Genomic DNA, 18,481 nt, shown 5'->3' with positions numbered 1-18,481 from the left:
CCATTCTCTACTAATGCTATATTATAAAAAGCCGAGCACAAGGCCCAGCTTAATTTTATTCTTCTACAGTTTCAGCTTCTTTCAACTCAGTAACTTCTGCAACTGGAGCATCTTCTTCAGCCATACCTTCGTAGTCTATATTTATTGTGTTGTATAACTTAACTCCAGTACCAGCAGGAATAAGTTGACCAATAATTACATTTTCCTTTAATCCCAACAGATTATCTTCTTTTCCTTTGATAGAAGCTTCTGTTAGAACTCTTGTTGTCTCTTGGAAACTTGCTGCTGATAGGAATGACTCTGTTGCAAGAGATGCTTTTGTAATACCTAAAAGTGCTCTTGTAGCTTCTGCAGGCTCTTTGCCTTCCCTTTCAAGTCTTTCATTTTCAAGTTCAAAGTCTCTCAAATTAACCATTGAACCCTCAAGAAAATCTGAGTCGTTGGATTTTTCTATTTTAACTTTAGAAAGCATTTGTTTTATTATGATTTCAATATGTTTGTCATCTATATCTACACCTTGTAGACGATAAACTTTTTGAACCTCTTTAATAATATAATCTTGAACGCCTTCTGCACCCTTAACATCAAGAATATCATGAGGATTTACAGAACCTTCTGTAAGTAAGTCTCCAGCTTTTATAAAGTCGCCTTCTTTTACTTTTATTCTTGCTCCATAAGGGATATTATATATTTTCTCTTCTCCGTCTTCACCAGCTACTAAAATATCATGGCGCTTCTTGTTATCAAGTATTGAAACTTTACCATCTATTTCAGTTATATAAGCAAGTCCCTTTGGTTTTCTCGCTTCAAAAAGCTCTTCAACTCTCGGAAGACCTTGAGTAATTCCAACTCCCGCAATACCACCAGAGTGGAATGTTCTCATTGTAAGCTGAGTTCCTGGTTCACCAATGGATTGAGCCGCAATTATACCAACAGCTTCTCCAACATTAACTGGTTTTCCAGTTGCAAGGTTTCTACCATAGCATTTTGCACAAACCCCATGTTTACATTTACAACCAAGCACAGATCTTACTTTAACTTCTTTCACACCAGCATTTTTAATTTTCTCAGCTAAGTCTTCAGTTATTATCTCATTCTTTTGAACTATTAGCTCACCAGTTTCAAGATTCAATATATCTTCAAATGCAGTTCTACCTACAATTCTTGAAGCCAAGTCCTCAATAAGTTCTTTGCCTTCCATAAAATCTCTTGCAACTACATATCTATCTGTACCACAGTCATCTTCTCGAACTATAATATCTTGAGATACGTCTACTAAACGTCTTGTCAAATATCCAGAGTCTGCAGTTCTTAAAGCAGTATCTGATAGACCCTTTCTGGAACCGTGAGTTGAAATAAAGAACTCTTGTACAGAAAGACCTTCTCTAAAGTTTGCCTTTATAGGAATTTCTATTGTCTTACCTGATGCAGAGGACATAAGCCCTCTCATACCTGCTAACTGACGAATTTGGTTAGTTGAACCTCTGGCTCCTGATGTAGCCATGATTGCAAGATTATTTTTAGGGTCAAGATCCTCCAAAAGGGCTTCAGTAACTTCATCAGTTGTCTTATTCCAAATATCTACAACGAAATCATGTCTTTCATCTTCTGATACAAGACCTTTTCTTAATAGTTTTTCATATTTGTTTACTTCTGCATCAGCTTTTTCAAGGATTTCTTCTTTTTCAGCCGGCACAACTACGTCAGACATTGATATAGTAATAGCCGCTATTGTTGAATATTTATATCCTGTTGATTTGATGTAGTCAAGAAGTCTTGCAGTCTCTATATTTCCATGTTTTCTAAAACATCTATCAATTATATTTCCAAGAGTCTTCTTATCTACAATCTTATCTATTTCAAGTGAGTATGGATCAGTCTCTCTGTCCACATATCCTAAATCTTGAGGAATACCACTATTGAATATAAATCTTCCAACTGTCGACTTAATTAGTTTTCCTCTATCTGATTCACTCTTTTTAACTCTTACTTTTACAATGGTGTGCATATGAATAATCTTATTTTCATAGGCTCTAATCATTTCGTCATAGTCGCTGTAACATCTTACAACTTCTTCCTCTTCGCCATCATATGTCAAGTAATATGCCCCAAGTACCATATCTTGAGAAGGTGTGGTAATAGGTTTACCGTCCTTTGGCGCAAGAATGTTATTAGTTGACATCATAAGAAGTCTTGCTTCTGCTTGAGCTTCTACTGAAAGTGGTAAGTGAACCGCCATTTGGTCACCGTCGAAGTCAGCATTATAAGCTGTACATGCAAGTGGGTGAAGTTTTATCGCCTTTCCCTCTACAAGCACTGGTTCAAAAGCTTGAATACCAAGTCTGTGAAGTGTCGGTGCTCTGTTTAAAAGTACAGGATGATCCTTTATAACCTCTTCAAGAATATCCCAAACTTCGTCACTTTCTCTTTCCACCATCTTCTTTGCATTTTTAATATTGTGAGCAATGTCCTTAACTACAAGCTCCCTCATCACGAAAGGCTTAAATAGTTCAAGAGCCATCTTCTTTGGTAGACCACATTGATAAAACTTCAAATTTGGTCCTACTACGATTACAGAACGTCCAGAGTAATCAACACGTTTACCAAGTAGGTTTTGTCTAAATCTACCAGTCTTACCCTTGAGCATGTCTGAAAGGGACTTCAATGGTCTATTTCCAGGTCCTGTTACGGGTTTTCCTCTTCTACCATTATCTATAAGAGCGTCCACTGCTTCTTGTAACATTCTCTTTTCGTTTCTTACAATGATTTCTGGTGCTCCGATGTCCAATAATCTCTTTAATCTATTATTTCTATTTATAACCCTTCTATAAAGGTCGTTTAAGTCAGATGTTGCAAATCTTCCACCTTCAAGTTGTACCATTGGTCTTAGGTCTGGTGGAATTACAGGAATTGCATCAAGTATCATCCATGAAGGTTCATTTCCTGACTCTAAAAATGCATCTACAACTTCAAGTCTTCTTAAAATTCTAACTTTCTTTTGTCCCGTTGCATCTTCTAATTCTTCCTTTAATTCATCATATTCCTTTTGAAGGTCTACGTTTAAAAGAAGTTCTTTAACTGCTTCAGCTCCCATGCCAGCTCTAAAATCAACACCTTCTGTATATCTTTCACAAGCTTCCATGTATTCATACTCTGTTAAAAGCTGCTTATTGTACATATCGGTGTCCTTTGCATCAATTACAACATAAGATGCAAAGTAAAGAATTTTCTCAAGGGCTCTTGGACTCATATCAAGTAAAAGTCCCATTCTTGAAGGAATTCCCTTAAAGTACCAAATGTGGGAAACAGGAGCAGCAAGTTCTATATGGCCCATTCTCTCACGTCTAACCTTAGACTTGGTTACTTCAACACCACATTTTTCGCAGACAACACCTTTATATCTTACTCTTTTATACTTTCCGCAGTTACATTCCCAGTCCTTTGTAGGTCCAAAAATCTTTTCGCAGAAAAGTCCTTCTTTTTCTGGTTTTAAAGTTCTATAGTTTATAGTTTCAGGTTTCTTAACCTCACCATATGACCACTGTCTGATCTTTTCAGGAGAGGAAAGACCTATTTTCATTGAGTCAAAAGTAATTAATTCTTCCAAAGAGTATCTCCCTTCTTAACTCAGTTCTAATTGTCTTCGTCTTTTTCTATAACGGAAAATCCTAATTCATCGGTTTTTTTGGACTCTTCAAAATCATTTATAATTTGTTCGCCCTTTTCATATTCCACAGAATTAAAATCTAATACATCATCTATATTTTCTTTGATTTCCACTTCTTCATGGCTGTTGTTAAGAAGTTTTACATCTAACGCAAGGGATTGTAATTCCTTTATTAGCACCTTGAATGATTCAGGAATGCCTGGTTCAGGAATGTTTTCTCCTTTGACAATTGATTCATAGGTCTTAACACGACCAACAACATCGTCGGACTTAACTGTCAAAATCTCTTGAAGTGTATGGGAAGCTCCATAGGCTTCAAGTGCCCAAACTTCCATCTCTCCAAATCTTTGTCCTCCGAATTGTGCCTTACCACCAAGTGGCTGTTGTGTAACCAGTGAATATGGTCCTGTTGAACGAGCATGAATCTTTTCATCAACTAAGTGGTGAAGCTTCAACATATACATATAGCCAACAGTTACAGGATTTTCAAATGGTTCACCTGTTCTTCCATCTCTAACCCTCAACTTACCATTTGTAGGGTAACCTGCTTCACTAAGTGCATCAAGGATATCTTGGTCTGAGGCCCCATCAAATACTGGTGTCGCAACCTTCCATCCAAGCTTTTTAGCCGCAAGTCCTAAGTGAACTTCAAGTACTTGTCCAAGGTTCATTCTTGAAGGTACTCCAAGTGGGTTTAAAACTATTTGAATTGGAGTTCCGTCATCAAGATATGGCATGTCTTCAACTGGCAATACTCTGGACACAACCCCTTTGTTACCATGACGACCACACATCTTGTCCCCAACTTGAATCTTTCTCTTTGTTGCTACATAAACTCTTACAACCTGATTTACCCCTGGTGATAATTCGTCGCCATTTGCTCTTGTGTATACTTTAACGTCAACGACAATTCCCGTTTCACCATGAGGTACTCTTAGAGAAGTATCTCTAACTTCCCTTGCCTTTTCACCAAAGATTGCTCTTAGAAGTCTTTCTTCTGCAGATAGTTCAGTTTCTCCCTTTGGAGTAACCTTACCAACTAAAATATCTCCACTTGTAACTTCTGCACCGATACGAATAATTCCTCTGTCATCAAGGTTCTTTCTCATATCCTCTCCAACATTTGGTATATCCTTTGTTATCTCTTCAGGTCCAAGTTTAGTTTCTCTCGCTTCACTTTCGTGTTCTTCAATGTGAAGAGAAGTTAAAACGTCATCTATAACAAGTTTTTCATTTAATAACATGGCGTCTTCGAAGTTATATCCTTCCCATGTCATAAATGCAATCAATATATTTTTACCAAGGGCTATTTCTCCAAGCTCTGTACTTGGACCGTCAGCAATAACATCTCCAGCCTTAATTACTTGATCCTTCTTTACGATAGGTCTTTGATTTAAAGTTGTACCTTGGTTTGATCTCTTAAATTTTAAAATTTGATAGTATTCTACTTTTTTGTCTTCGTCTCTTGTGATTTGGATTTCGTCACTTGAAACCTTAGTTACAACACCATCAGACTTTGCAACTACAACAACCCCTGAGTCCTTTGCAGCTCTGTGCTCTATACCTGTTCCTATAACTGGAGCTTCAGTCTTTAATAGAGGAACTGCTTGCCTTTGCATGTTTGAACCCATTAGCGCTCTTGTAGCGTCATCATTTTCCAAGAATGGAATCATAGCTGTACCAACGGATACGATTTGTTGTGGACTTACGTCCATGTAGTCAACAGTATCTCTTGGATAAATATCATTTTCTCCATTGTATCCACGACCTAAAACCCTCTCGTTTACAAGATATCCATCTTCATCAATAGGTTCATTTGCTTGTACGATGATATGAAGGTCTTCTTGGTCTGCTGTAAGTTTATGAATTTCATCAGTAACCCTACCGTTTACTACCTTTCTATATGGTGTTAATATAAATCCATACTCATTAAGGCTTGCATAGGTAGTCATTGAAGTTATAAGTCCAATGTTTGGACCTTCAGGAGTTTCAATCGGACAAATTCTACCGTAGTGAGAGTCGTGAACGTCCCTTACATCAGCCCCTGCTCTATCCCTTGAAAGACCACCAGGTCCAAGTGCGGACATTCTTCTCTTATGAGTAAGCTCTGCAAGTGGATTTGTTTGATCCATAAATTGAGAAAGCTGTGAAGAGCCAAAGAACTCCTTAATAGAAGCTACAACTGGTCTAATGTTTATAAGAGCTTGAGGAGTTGCAAGGTCTGGGTCCTGGGTAGACATTCTCTCCTTAACCACTCTTTCCATTCTGGAAAGACCAATTCTAAATTGATTTTGTAATAGTTCTCCAACTGCTCTAACTCTTCTATTTCCCAAGTGGTCAATGTCATCTACGCTTCCCACACCTTGGAACAGATTAAATTCATATGATATACTTGCAAGAATATCATTTAAAGTTATATGAAGTGGAGACAGTTCTTTTACAGACTCTTTTATCGCATTATATATATCTTCATCAGTTTCATTTTCTTCCAAGATTTGCTTCATCTTAGGATAATAAACTTTTTCAGAAAGCCTTAAATCTGAAACATCAACACTAAGATCGAAAGCTTCAAGACTAACAAATCTGTTACTGATAACTCTAACAGTTTCTTCTCCTACCTTTATGTCAAGGAAGTAAATGCCTGCATTTTCAATTTCTTCGGCAAGTTCTGCAGTTATAAAGTCCCCTTCAGATCCAAGAATTTCTCCTGTATCTTCGTTAACCACATCAGTAGCCAAATAGTGACCTGTAACCCTGTCAACCAATGAAAGCTTTTTATTGTATTTATATCTACCAACCTTTGCTAAGTCGTACCTTCTTGGATCAAAGAACATATTGTTGATTAAAGGTTCCGCAGATTCAAGAGACGCAGGGTCTCCTGGTTTAAGCTTTCTATAAATTTCAAGAATCGCTTCCTCTCTTGTCTTAGAAGCTTCTTTTTCTAAAGTTACATTAAGTTCCTTAGTATCACCTAAGGCTTCAATCATCTCTTCATCAGTAGGGTATATTAAAGCCCTTAATAAGGTAGTTACAGGAAGTTTTCTCGTCCTGTCTATTCTTACACTAATCACTCCGTTAGAATCAGTATCATATTCCAACCAAGCACCTCTGTTAGGTATTACAGTTGATGAAAATAGCTTATTACCTGACTTATCAATTTCTTGCGCAAAATAAACTCCTGGAGATCTTACAAGCTGGCTGACAATTACTCTTTCGGCACCATTTATAATAAAAGTACCGCTGTCTGTCATCTTAGGGAAATCTCCCATAAATACCTCTTGTTCCTTAACCTCTCCTGTGTCTTTGTTGATAAGCCTTACCTTCGCCTTCAAAGGACAAGAATAGTTTGCGTCCCTATCCTTAGCCTCTTGTTGGGAATACTTCGGAGTGTCTTCCAAATAATAATCAACAAATTCAAGTACAAGAGAACCTGCATAGTCAGAAATAGGACTTATATCATCGAAAACTTCCCTAAGCCCTTCTTCTAAAAACCAGTTATAACTATCCTTTTGTACCGCAATTAAATTTGGAAGATCTTGAACTTTTTGAATACGAGAGTACGTAACTCTTTCAGTAGTTCCATACTGTTCTTTGTGCATTAACGACCCACCTCTCTATGATTAAAAAGACCGATAAGTATGTTTAAAATAAAAATATAGCATACTTACCCATTTTCCAATATTACATTCTAATATTGTAACATATAGGTATATGAAAATCAACATTAATATTATTAAATTATTATATCACAATCAAGCCCCTTGTAGCGACAATTTTAAGCAATTAAATTTTTTCCCTACATTATTATAATAAAAGTTTTGAATGTGAGTAAAAAAATAAACACATGGACCATATAGTCAACGTGTTTTTATTTAGATCAAATCTACTTTGTTTTTATTCATCTCCAAGATAATTCTTGTTCTCATTTTTGAAAATCTCTTCAAGTTCTTTGATGTTTTCTATACTTTCAGCGTATTCTCTCGCATAAAGCCTTGCAGATGAGCGAGAGCTGCTATACCTATTCCTTTCTTTATTTTTTCTTTCCACTTTTAGCTTGCTTTTCTTTGATACTCTGGTATCTATAAATCTTTTTCTATAAAGTCATTCCTTTACTGTACTTTTTTTTTATTTTTTTGGTATACTTATATAGAGTAGTAAGGGGTAGGGCTTTATATAAGCCCCATTCCCCATAGAGTTAATAGAAGTGCCAATATTTGGGCTATTAAATTAATCATTGCAGTGATTAATTCAATGTATAAAGTCCATTTCTTGGGACTTCTTTTTTACCTTTTTTGCCTTTTTTATATTTTCTATATAATAGTGATAAGCGGTAGAATTCCCACCCCACGATTGTTTTCGGTAGAGTTTTACTCTCTTTTTTGCTTTACTTTTTTAATATTTTTTATTTCTTCATCTGTTAGTTCTTCTGCATTATCAATAAGACTTTCTAAGATTACTCCTCTTGTTATTAGCATATGAGTTTTTTCTTTTCTTCTTTTTCCTATGTTTTGTTTTAATATCTTTTGCTCTTGATTTTTTAGTTGCCTTAATCTTTCTTCATTGTCAATTTTATCTTTTATTTCTTTTGACTCTTGTCTTATTTGTTCTATTTTTTTCATACTAATCTCCTTTCTTGTAATATAAAAAGACGATTAGATTTTTTAATTTCTAATCGCCTTGTTACTAAAAAAATAAATCAATGTTTATTAATTCACTTAATCTATTTTCAATTTCTTTTTTTATCATATCTATTGATTTATATTTAGTTGCAATAATGCTTTGCTTTTCCGAAAATACCTCTCCATACACATCATATGGAATTGGTATCATCTCATCTTCTATCATACTTGGTGTAAGTTTTGTAAATTCATTTTTCCCTTTTAGACCCTTTCTTCCTTTGTTTTTGTTTCTAAGAATAGGCTCTATAATATTTTTTACATAATCAAGATTAATATTTTCTACTTTTGGAATAAATACAACTCGATCTGCATTTGTAGAAAATTTTCCCTCTAAAATCGTTAAAACTCCTGCAATACCGTTTATTGATGAGCTAAGATATTTACCATCATGATCATATTCATTTCTGTACCCCAAAGGATTATTATTATCTGCTGAATATACTGGATATTCTCCCTTATTATTTTTACAATAAGTTTTTGTATAAATTGACTTACCCCTTTGTATATCAAATAAGTCCCTAACCCTTATATATATATATATATATGGAGTTTCGCCATCGAACTGAACATTTGATAGCGTAAAAGGAAGACCCTTATCTAAGATAGATTTTTTCATTTCTTCAATAGCTTTATACTTTCTTACAATCTGATTTTGTTTTTCTAAATCGAATGTTCCATCTTCATTTATAGGAATGTTAATTTCTATATCTTTAATCATATTTTTATAAAGCTTAGTGTATTCATTCATCTCGCTTTCTCCAAGACGACCTTTTCTATTATTTCTGAATATCGGCTCTATAGCAAACTTCAAATACTCAGGAATTAAATAATTTTTGTATTCATCTTTTATTATTAAAGGACTCACTTTTTCACTTAAACTAAATTTCCCCTCTCTATAAAAAACATAACCAGCGAATCCATCAATATTGTAAGTCAAACAGTCATTAAAATACTTGACATTCGTTTCTTGAATTTTACCATTCTTTTTTTCTTTTATTACTGCATTATCTTCTACGTACCCATAAGATGGTATTTCATTATCTTTGCTTGCTCCATAAACTGGAATATCTCCACTATTATTTTTAATAAAAGTTTTTGTAAAATTTGATCCATTAGAACCTATTGATAAATCGAATATATCTTTTATTTTCATAGATTTGCTTTTTGATAATTCAGTAGCCATAAAATCAACTTGAACGTCTTTAAAATATTCTAATTTCTCTTTAAGTTCCTTTTTCTTTTCATCTACAATTTCATATTTTTTTACTATTTCTTTTTGTTTTTCTATATCATAATTACCATTCTCATCAACTGGAATTTCAAATTTAATGTTTTTTATCCTATATAATGATGCTTTCTTTGTCCAAGAAAAATCTTTAGAAGAAAATACCGACCTTAATTTTATTTCTATATATTTAAGCGATATGTTGCCAATATCTTCTTTACAATACCATATTCTTGAATCCGATCCTAAGGAAAATTTTGTCTTTTCCCTATAAATTATGGTTCCTGCATTTGCACCATTTGTAGTTATTTGCAAACATTCTATATCATAATCATAGGTATTTATATAACCTTTATTCATGTCACCAGTTGTTTTTGCGGAATAAACTGGATATTCTCCTGGATTAGTATTGATATATTTAAGTGAGTACTTTGAGCTTCCTCCCTGATTATCCATAATGTCATCTAATTTGACTTCTTTATACCTTACTTCAGCCATTCTAATTCCTCCTTGAATTCATTCATTAGAGAAATCATATCATCCAGCAACATTTGAAATTCATCAACAGTAACAACCTTTTTTGCCTTTTTAAGTCCCATCTCTATTTTTTCTTCTTCTGACCAAAAATTCTCTATTATCCAAGATTTATCTTTATCAAATTCTTTTATATCTATTAATTTCAACTTTGGATCTGATTCAATGTGATTTTTTATTAAATCTCTTAGGTTGTTTTTATCTTCTTTTCTATAGAAATTGTATTTGGCAACGGCTTCTTTTAAATCATTATCTTCTATGTCAAACCTATATACATCAAGACTTTCTCCTATACTCGTTGCAATATAAGTAAATACAGGATAATCTTGTTTTTTATTGTCTTCTTTTTCTCCTTCTGTTGCTTTTCTAACTGTCAATATATAAGTCTTTTTAGGTGTGTTAAAAAACGCTCCTACTGGTAGGGAAATTATTGCTTCTATAAAGAAATTGTTTAGCATATATTCTTTTAACTTAGAGTTAGCATAGTTAGAGAATATACCATCAGGCAATACAACATTTGCAGTTCCCCCTGGTTTAAGCGATTTTAATATCCATTCTAAAAACAAGCTTTCGACTCCAGCACCATTTAAATCGTAATATCCAGTAGCTTTTGCTTCTTCCATCATTACCTTGCTTTGATAATACGGAGGGTTCGCAAGTATTAAATCATATTTATTTTCTTCTAACTCTCCCAAGGTTCCAAGCATTGTTTGGTGAAGGTAATAAGAATCATTCAGTAGACTTTGAGATATGGTTTTAACATCTTGTAAAGAGTTATTTTTCTTAAAAAGTTCAGAAAAATAAATAAGCATATTAGCCTTAGCAAGTATTATTGTTAAGTCATCTCTTTCAGACATCATCTTATCGTAGCCAATTATTTCAATTCGTTTTTCTAATTTTTTCTTTTTATAGGTAAAGTATTCAGAAATTTTATCTTCTATTGATTCCAAGATAAATTTTCCAACCCCACATGCTGGATCACAAATTGACATCCCTTCATATATATCAACCATTTCAATCATCTCATTTACTATCTTTAATGGTGTGAAAAACTGTCCCATATTTGATTTTTCATCACTATGTTTCATAAATGTTTCAAATAGTTTCGACTTGAAATCTGTACTTATATGTATAAATTTTCCATTTTCTTTTTCATAGTTTTCAAATTCTAAGACAACTTCTTTAAATATTTTATCTGTATTATCAAGACTTACATATTGATTATATTCATCTTTTTTAACATGAAAAACTTGACCATTTATAATGCTTGTACCGTCTTCTCCCTCTGGAAATAGGGTTTTCATAGTTTCTCTTGGTCCATCTAAGTATTTACCTAATACTTTTGCGTCATTGATACTTGGATCTATTTTTTTATATTCTTCTTTGTACATATTTGCAATATAAGAAAATGAACTATCTCCACTTAATACCCCAATATCTGATAGATATTTGAATAAAAATAATTCAACAAAAGTATATAAAGACATTTTGGCTGAAGCAAAAGTCAAATTTACTAATTTTCTATTTATTTTTACCGCTAAATCTGTTGGATCTAAAAATTCTTTTTTTAGTATCTGATCAGACTCATCATTTATTGATATCAATATATCATTTATTAACTTAGCAACTTCTTTGCCATTTTCTTTTGGTTTGATTTCTAAATTAATTAAATTCTTGTTTTCATCAATAATTGGATTTCCAGTTTTAGGATTAATCCAAATATATGAACTTCCATCACTAACTACATATATTTTTGCATTTATTGCTTTTGCAACATAAAGTTCTTGATTTATAGCTTCCTTTATATCTTTTTCACTCTTTAACTTACTCGGTCTTTTTTGCTCGACATAGATAATTACATTTTTTTCACTATCAATTATTAATACATCAGGTTTTTTTGAGCCAATTTTATTATTTACTGAATATTCTTTAATGATTGATGATTTCATTAAATTATTAATTGTAGTTGCGCCTAAGCTTAAACACTCATATTTATCTAAAATAGTTGTATTATTGCTATATATTTCATTTTGTATCATCTGTTCAGATTTGCCCATTTTACTTATTCTCCTTAAAATTTAAGCATTTAATAATTTATTCCTTATCCTTAATTCCATATTAGCATAGACAAATTAAAAAAAGCAATTTATTCATAAAAAGAGTCCGATAATAATTCGAACTCTTCTCCCAAATTTTTTAAAATTATTTCCTATCTTCACCAAAAATATTTCCATTTTTCATATCGATAAATACAGCAACCATAATAGATATTAGTGCTCCCACAATAGCTCCAACTCCTGGTGTTAAAACAAACATACAAACTAAAGTTATTCCCAAGGTGTAAAGTGGTTTAAGTCCAATGCTCTTTCCAAGTATTAGTGGTTGAAGTATTTGTGTTAGTACAAATGTTATTAGATAAAGCACTATTAATGTCACTGCCAAATGTGTGTTGCCCTGTATTAAAACTATTATAGCCCATGGTATTAAAACAATTCCTGCTCCAAGTACCGGAAGTACATCTACCACAGCTATGGCAAATGCTATTAGTCCATAGTAGGACACATTTGCATATTTAAGTCCGAAAAGTAAAACTATAAAGTTTATTAATGACGCTATAACTATTGCCTTAATGTACTTTACAATCCCAACTCCTGTTCGTCCTATAAATTCTCTTAAAAAATTTCTATCCATATTTTCACTCTCCTTTGATATTTATACCCATTATGGGTCAAGAAAAAAACAGGCAACTTGCCTGCTCTTTACTTGTTTACAAAATCCAAAACATCTTTATAAACTTTTTTATTCTCTTTTTCATTTAATATTTCGTGTGCCATATCTTGATAAATTATTTTTTGAACTGATTTCCCATAGCTCTGATATTTATCTTCAACTTTTTTTATTCCCTTTGCAAAGTCTCCCACAGGGTCGCATGATCCTGCAATTAGTAGTATTTCCTTTGCAGTACAGTTTTTAAATGTATTTTCATCATTTAATCTTATTACTATATCTGCTAAAATTTCAAAACCTTCTCTTGTAAAGGGATTACCACAAAGTTCGTCTTCCAAATACGCTTTTCTATTCTCCTCGTTATTTGAAATCCATGTGTTAGGATCTTCAAAATTTTTTTCATAAGGTCCAATAACAAGCTTTTGAATATTTGGAAGTGGCGTTTTTTCTTTTTGAAATTTCAATAGAAATTTTAAAAAACCTGCCGCTATCTTACTTGGTTGACCTGTACCACATGCGACCAATTTATCAACTGGATATATAGAAGAGTATATTCTTGCAAGAAATGAACCCATGCTATGGCCAAAGCAAATATAATCTCCTTCAAAGTCTATGTGATTGCGAATTATATGAATATCTGAAATTAAATTTTCTATGGAAACCAAATCTCCAAGTGGATGTTCCTGGTTTATGCTTTTTCCATGACCAAGATGATCGTGGATCACAACATCATAGCCATTGGAACAAAGATAGTTTGCAAAGTCATCGTACCTTTCCTTGTGTTCCTGCATTCCATGGACAATTTGGATAAGCGCCTTTGATTCATCGCTTTTAAAAAAACTTACACCCAAATCTACTCCTGAGGAGCTTTCTATTTTAAAATTTTCTTTCATACTATCTCCTTTACGATGATATTAAAACTTCTTTTGAAACTCCATTTTCAACTATTATTATCAATCCAAGTCCAGAGTTCTCAACCTCTTTAAAATAACTTAAAAATCTTTCTAAACCCATGTCACTTGGTTCATTCATTCCACCAACAGCCATATATTTTGTAGACGCATCTATTTTAAAACTATACTCGTCATTTGAAAGTATTTTATCGTCAGATTCTGTCATCCCGTCATAATCTTCAGAGTAATTGAAAGAGCCTTTGACTATAATTACATCCTCATCAAACTGAACTTCATATACTGAAGCCATGTTGTATTCGTTAACCTCGCCCTTATCTGAAGCTATAATTGAAGCCATATATGCACCGTCTTCTTTCAATTAAATTTTTATAGTTTTTCTCTTTAGCAGTTTCAGTTTTGTTTGTAGTCCTTGGTTCTTTTGATTCTGTAGTCTCTGTATTACTACCTTTTAATATTTCGGTGCTTTTAGTTTCTTCAGTCGAAGTTCTTTCACCGCCTGCTCTTTGTTTATTTGATTTGCATGAAGTAAATAAACATAAACAAAGGATTCCAATTAATAGTTTTTTGTATATTTTTTTTCATAATATCTCTCCAGTTTATTTTTAAATCTCCTTTAGTTTCTTCTCAACTTCATCAAGCTCTTTGATAATCTCATCTTTATTTCTAATGCCAAGACTAAGCTCACTCAATAATGCAGTTTTTTTCATTTCAAGTAATAGCTTGTCCTCGTTGCCACCTGACTTAACTTTTTTTGATTGTTCATACTCAGTTAAATTTCCTTGGAAAGATTTTATTTTTTTATCTTCAATAATAAAAATTTCATCACTGAGGGAATCTATAAAATGCCTATCGTGGGACACAAATAGCATTGTGCCTTCAAAGTCTAAGAATAGATTTTCTATGGCCTTTATGGAGTCAATATCTAAAAAATTTGTAGGTTCGTCAAGTAATAGTACATTTACATCAGAAACAAATAGCATTGCAAATGTAAGTTTTATTTTTTCTCCACCGGACAAAACTGCAGCGCTCTTGTGAAAGTCTTGTCTTCTAAAACCCATTCTTATGAGTACATTTCTATTTACTTCCTCTTCTTGAATGGAAACTGAATTTATATTTTCCAGCAAATTTTTCCCTTCGTCAATTTGATCCAAAGACTGCCTATAGATTCCAAGCTTTGCTTTAGGAACAATCCTTATGCTCTCGCAACCTTCTTCAATAAGTTTAAGGAGTGTTGTCTTACCGCATCCATTTTCTCCAACCAGTGCAGTTCTCTTGTTTCTCTTTAATTTAAAGTTCGCATTTTTAAATATAACTCTATTCCCATAGGAAAAATTTATACTTTCTCCTTCAATAATAAATCTATTATTGGGAGGTTCTGTTAGATTAAAGTTTGGACGAATAACTGGATTCTTCAAAGGCTTCTCCTTTTTATCCAGCTGTTCAATCCTCTTTTCAGTATGCTTTGCAGCCCTTTGAAAACTCTTTTCCTTTCCACCAAAGGATTTGCCCACAGCACCAAATGCCCTCTGTTTTATTTCACTGTTAGAAAGATTTTTTGGCTTTGCACGCATTTTAGTTGCCTTTTGCTTTTGATTTTCAGAAATTTGTAGAAGTCTTTTTTTCTCGTCAACATAGTTTTCATATTCTCTCTGTCTTCTTAAAAAATCTTCCTCTTTCCACTGCATATATTGTGAGTAATTACCATTAAAGTCATAAATCTTCCCATAACTAATCTCTATGGTCCGATTGGTCAACTTGTCTAATAGGTTTCTGTCGTGGGAAATTAGCACAAAGGAGTCTATTTTCTCTAAAGCACTTTTTAGTTTTTCAATGCCTTTAATATCGAGGTTTGCAGTTGGTTCGTCAAGCAAAATTAAGTCCGACCTTTCACTAAAGGTGTCTGCAAGTCTTATTCTCGTCTCTTCGCCACCGGAAAACTTTTTACTGTCTCTTTTTATAATCTCATTTACATTCCATCTTCCGCTATGCTCTCCATCAATCTCACTAAACTTCTCAATGGATTCAAATTGCTTAAACACCTTCCAATTTCCGTTTCGCTTGACAAGTCCATCTTGAGGCTTTAACTCTCCAAGCATTATTTTAAAAAGAGTTGTCTTACCACATCCATTTACACCAACTAGTCCAACTTTGTCTCCTGACCATATTTCCAAACTGTCAAAAGAAAAAAGTTTCCTATCTCCAAATGCCATGGAGATGTTTTTCATGTCTAAAAGTTTCATATAACCTCCTAACAATTTCGCTATTCAATTTTTATTTTGCATTTTATTTTTGTTAGAAAGTTACTGCCATCATGATCCCTCTTTTCTTTCCTTTTCTATATCTTATCATGAAGAATCCTTTTAGTGGTATAAAAAAAGAGAATCCTTTCGAATTCCCTTTAATAATTTTTTTAATAATCCTTGAAAATATCGTCCAGTGCATCTTGAAGATCTTCTTTATCAAATATCTTTAATATAGGCTCTTCTTCAAAAGCTTCTTCCAGGCCCCATGTACCTCCAATATCTTCAATTATTCCAAAGCCCTTGCCCCTAAGGATCTTTGGAACTGGACCAAAATCTTTCTCAACTTCTTCAATTTTTTCCACATCAAATCTAATATGCCAATCGTCACCATAGTCGTAATAGAAGTCAAGTCTATCTCTAACCCTTAGATTTAACTCTTCTAACTTTTTAAGTGGATTATTTTTCTTTCTGGCTCTTCTTGTAATTCTTGGATGCATATATAATATATTATCGTCTTGTTTTTTCATGTAATTTAAAAAGTTGGGATCTGGACCTTTATCTAAATCAAAATTTCTAATATAATATCCATCATCAAAGTCATCATCAAACATTTCCGATATCTCATCCAAATCGTACTCTTCGTCATAAATATTGAACTTGGACACATTTGGATTTGGTCTATAATTTTGTTCAAAATCATAAAGTTTTTTGGGAATTGGTTTTTTTAGTTTTCCATTCTCATCTAAGTTTTCCTGCACAAAGTCACTTACCTTTACAGGAATTGATAGATGATGAAGATGTGAATTTGTCATTGCATACATAATCATTGTTAAGTCAATAAAATCTTGTATGGTGTTTTGGTCAGAAATTTCAAACCTTCTCCATATCCTTGGTTTAAAATCTGCAAGTTCTGAAACTAAAGTTATTTTTTTCATATCTATCTCCTAATGTGTTAACTAGTCAAGCTGTCTGTAAGCTCTCTTGTAGTAGAAAGGTATTTCGCCTTTTCCCATCTCTTCAACAAAATCTATATATAGGTTTGGATTTTTAAGAAGCTCTCTACCTATGGCGACTAAATCGCAAGCTCCTTCTTCTAATGCGTAACTTGAAAACTCCAATGTCTTTATCTTTCCAACGCCAATTGTCTTATAACCAGTTTCTTCCTTTATCCTCTTTGCAAATTGGAGCATATATCCTGGATAAACTTTTATTGGCACATTTACAACTGCTCCTGCTGACACATGTACAAAGTCAACTATGTCCTTATTTTCATTTAAAAAATCAATCCAGTCTTCTACCTTTATTCCATCTTCATGATAGTCTGTAGCTGATATTCTCATCCAAAGTGCCTTTTTCCTTGGCCATACCTCTTTAATTGCAGAAACAATTTCTTTTAGTAATAAAAATCTATCTTCGCCATATTTATCTTTTCTCTTGTTTGCAAGAGGACTTATAAATTGGTGTATTAGGTATCCATGGGCAGCGTGAATTTCTATGCCATCATAGCCTGCAAGGTCCGCTCTTTTCGCTCCGTCTTTAAAAGCTAAAACTACTTCATTAATATCTTCTAAAGTCATTTCTTCATAATCTATCTCTTTGTCATTATATTCTATTTCACTTGGTCCAATATGTCTTAGTCCACTGGTTTCAGATTTTCTTCCAGCATGGTTAAGTTGTATTGCAGCATAACTTCCATTGTTCTTTATGGATGAAACTATTCTCTTATGCCCTTCAAGCTGTTCGTCATTCCAAAGTCCAAGACAATTATCGGTGATTCGTCCGTTTTCCATAACCCCAGTTGCTTCAACAATTATCATTCCCACCTGTCCTATAGCCCTTGCTCCGTAGTGGGCAACATGAAAGTCAGTTGGAACTCCGTCCTCTTTCTTACATTGATACATGCACATTGGTGGCATAACCAAATGGTTTTTTAATTTTATTTTGCCATCAGTATATTCTTCAAATAATTTCATAACTACCTCCCTATATACTTCAGTATCTCACTCCACTCTTCTAACAAATCATCAAGTCTATACCTTGCATTGGCAGGGCTTGTGGAAGGAAGCTTTACTCCCTTTAGTCCAAGCTTCTTTGCGTGGTACTTCTTATAGTATTTATAGGAAGTTCCTCCATTACAAAACACTTGTTTTATATCTGCTTTTTTAACTATGTCCACCAAGTTAGATGGCTTTACATTTTTAATACTTGCATCACTTGACCCGATTATGTCACATTCATATATGGAATCAAAAACTGCAATGTCATGACTTAATAAAAAATCTCTTCTCTCATCAATGTCTCTACTGAGTTCTACATTGAATAGTTTTTCCATAACAGGCCAAAATCTATTTTGTGGATGGCCATAGAAAAATCCATATTCCCTAGTCTTTACCGAAGGAAAGGAACCTAATATTAATATTTTTGACTCACTATTATAAAGTGGCTTTAGAGTGTGGGTTATGGTTTCATATCTACTTTCTTTTTCAGTCATA

13 protein-coding genes are annotated in these 18,481 nt (G+C 33.2%); all 13 read right to left on the bottom strand.

Annotated elements, in window-relative coordinates:
* Nucleotides 1-55 precede the first annotated feature (55 nt).
* Nucleotides 56-3,580 (bottom strand): DNA-directed RNA polymerase subunit beta', encoded by a 3,525-nt coding sequence (rpoC, locus tag BN2746_RS06010; RefSeq protein WP_187364080.1) that lies wholly within the window; start codon nucleotides 3,578-3,580, stop codon nucleotides 56-58.
* Nucleotides 3,581-3,633: 53 nt separating this feature from the next.
* Nucleotides 3,634-7,266, bottom strand: a complete 3,633-nt coding sequence (rpoB, locus tag BN2746_RS06005) for a DNA-directed RNA polymerase subunit beta (RefSeq protein WP_055078883.1) — start codon at nucleotides 7,264-7,266, stop codon at nucleotides 3,634-3,636.
* A gap of 295 nt (nucleotides 7,267-7,561) precedes the next feature.
* Nucleotides 7,562-7,714 carry a hypothetical protein gene (locus BN2746_RS09040; RefSeq protein WP_197273091.1) on the bottom strand — a complete coding sequence of 51 codons (153 nt, stop codon included), beginning with the start codon at nucleotides 7,712-7,714 and terminating at the stop codon, nucleotides 7,562-7,564.
* A 320-nt stretch (nucleotides 7,715-8,034) separates the two neighbouring features.
* Nucleotides 8,035-8,286 carry a DUF3847 domain-containing protein gene (locus BN2746_RS06000; protein WP_055078882.1) on the bottom strand — a complete coding sequence of 84 codons (252 nt, stop codon included), beginning with the start codon at nucleotides 8,284-8,286 and terminating at the stop codon, nucleotides 8,035-8,037.
* 64 nt (nucleotides 8,287-8,350) lie between these two features.
* Nucleotides 8,351-10,069 carry a restriction endonuclease subunit S gene (locus BN2746_RS08940; protein ID WP_082420219.1) on the bottom strand — a complete coding sequence of 573 codons (1,719 nt, stop codon included), beginning with the start codon at nucleotides 10,067-10,069 and terminating at the stop codon, nucleotides 8,351-8,353.
* Nucleotides 10,057-12,162, bottom strand: coding sequence for an HsdM family class I SAM-dependent methyltransferase (locus BN2746_RS05990; RefSeq protein ID WP_055078881.1), 2,106 nt, complete (start codon nucleotides 12,160-12,162; stop codon nucleotides 10,057-10,059). The genes BN2746_RS08940 and BN2746_RS05990 overlap by 13 nt, the downstream gene beginning before the upstream one ends.
* A 145-nt stretch (nucleotides 12,163-12,307) precedes the next feature.
* On the bottom strand, nucleotides 12,308-12,796 hold the full coding sequence (locus tag BN2746_RS05985; protein ID WP_055078880.1) for an AI-2E family transporter: 489 nt from the start codon (nucleotides 12,794-12,796) through the stop codon (nucleotides 12,308-12,310).
* 68 nt (nucleotides 12,797-12,864) lie between these two features.
* Nucleotides 12,865-13,725 (bottom strand): alpha/beta fold hydrolase, encoded by an 861-nt coding sequence (locus BN2746_RS05980; protein WP_055078879.1) that lies wholly within the window; start codon nucleotides 13,723-13,725, stop codon nucleotides 12,865-12,867.
* A 10-nt stretch (nucleotides 13,726-13,735) separates the two neighbouring features.
* Nucleotides 13,736-14,083 carry a hypothetical protein gene (locus BN2746_RS05975; protein WP_148445378.1) on the bottom strand — a complete coding sequence of 116 codons (348 nt, stop codon included), beginning with the start codon at nucleotides 14,081-14,083 and terminating at the stop codon, nucleotides 13,736-13,738.
* Between the two features lie 265 nt (nucleotides 14,084-14,348).
* Nucleotides 14,349-15,986, bottom strand: a complete 1,638-nt coding sequence (gene abc-f, locus BN2746_RS05970; RefSeq protein ID WP_055078877.1) for a ribosomal protection-like ABC-F family protein — start codon at nucleotides 15,984-15,986, stop codon at nucleotides 14,349-14,351.
* Between the two features lie 170 nt (nucleotides 15,987-16,156).
* On the bottom strand, nucleotides 16,157-16,924 hold the full coding sequence (locus BN2746_RS05965) for an IS1096 element passenger TnpR family protein (protein ID WP_055078876.1): 768 nt from the start codon (nucleotides 16,922-16,924) through the stop codon (nucleotides 16,157-16,159).
* Between the two features lie 21 nt (nucleotides 16,925-16,945).
* Nucleotides 16,946-17,962, bottom strand: coding sequence for an oxidoreductase (locus tag BN2746_RS05960; RefSeq protein WP_055078875.1), 1,017 nt, complete (start codon nucleotides 17,960-17,962; stop codon nucleotides 16,946-16,948).
* Nucleotides 17,963-17,964: 2 nt separating this feature from the next.
* Complete coding sequence (locus tag BN2746_RS05955) at nucleotides 17,965-18,480, bottom strand: DNA-deoxyinosine glycosylase (RefSeq protein ID WP_055078874.1); 516 nt, start codon at nucleotides 18,478-18,480, stop codon at nucleotides 17,965-17,967.
* Nucleotide 18,481: the final 1 nt, after the last annotated feature.

Origin of the sequence: Lagierella massiliensis, assembly GCF_001407835.1 — a bacterium.
Classification (GTDB): Bacteria; Bacillota; Clostridia; order Tissierellales; family Peptoniphilaceae; genus Mediannikoviicoccus; species Mediannikoviicoccus massiliensis.
The sequence above is the reverse complement of the archived record's forward strand: the minus strand, read 5'-3'. Positions and strand labels throughout refer to the sequence as shown.

What these genes read in the sequence shown, in the direction of transcription:
- BN2746_RS05955 (WP_055078874.1), bottom strand. Translation starts at nt 18,480, where the DNA reads ATGACTGAAAAAGAAAGTAGATATGAAACCATAACCCACACTCTAAAG.
- BN2746_RS05990 (WP_055078881.1), bottom strand. Translation starts at nt 12,162, where the DNA reads ATGGGCAAATCTGAACAGATGATACAAAATGAAATATATAGCAATAAT.
- BN2746_RS05980 (WP_055078879.1), bottom strand. Translation starts at nt 13,725, where the DNA reads ATGAAAGAAAATTTTAAAATAGAAAGCTCCTCAGGAGTAGATTTGGGT.
- BN2746_RS05965 (WP_055078876.1), bottom strand. Translation starts at nt 16,924, where the DNA reads ATGAAAAAAATAACTTTAGTTTCAGAACTTGCAGATTTTAAACCAAGG.
- BN2746_RS05985 (WP_055078880.1), bottom strand. Translation starts at nt 12,796, where the DNA reads ATGGATAGAAATTTTTTAAGAGAATTTATAGGACGAACAGGAGTTGGG.
- BN2746_RS05960 (WP_055078875.1), bottom strand. Translation starts at nt 17,962, where the DNA reads ATGAAATTATTTGAAGAATATACTGATGGCAAAATAAAATTAAAAAAC.
- abc-f (WP_055078877.1), bottom strand. Translation starts at nt 15,986, where the DNA reads ATGAAACTTTTAGACATGAAAAACATCTCCATGGCATTTGGAGATAGG.
- BN2746_RS05975 (WP_148445378.1), bottom strand. Translation starts at nt 14,083, where the DNA reads ATGGCTTCAATTATAGCTTCAGATAAGGGCGAGGTTAACGAATACAAC.
- rpoB (WP_055078883.1), bottom strand. Translation starts at nt 7,266, where the DNA reads ATGCACAAAGAACAGTATGGAACTACTGAAAGAGTTACGTACTCTCGT.
- rpoC (WP_187364080.1), bottom strand. Translation starts at nt 3,580, where the DNA reads ATGAAAATAGGTCTTTCCTCTCCTGAAAAGATCAGACAGTGGTCATAT.
- BN2746_RS08940 (WP_082420219.1), bottom strand. Translation starts at nt 10,069, where the DNA reads ATGGCTGAAGTAAGGTATAAAGAAGTCAAATTAGATGACATTATGGAT.
- BN2746_RS06000 (WP_055078882.1), bottom strand. Translation starts at nt 8,286, where the DNA reads ATGAAAAAAATAGAACAAATAAGACAAGAGTCAAAAGAAATAAAAGAT.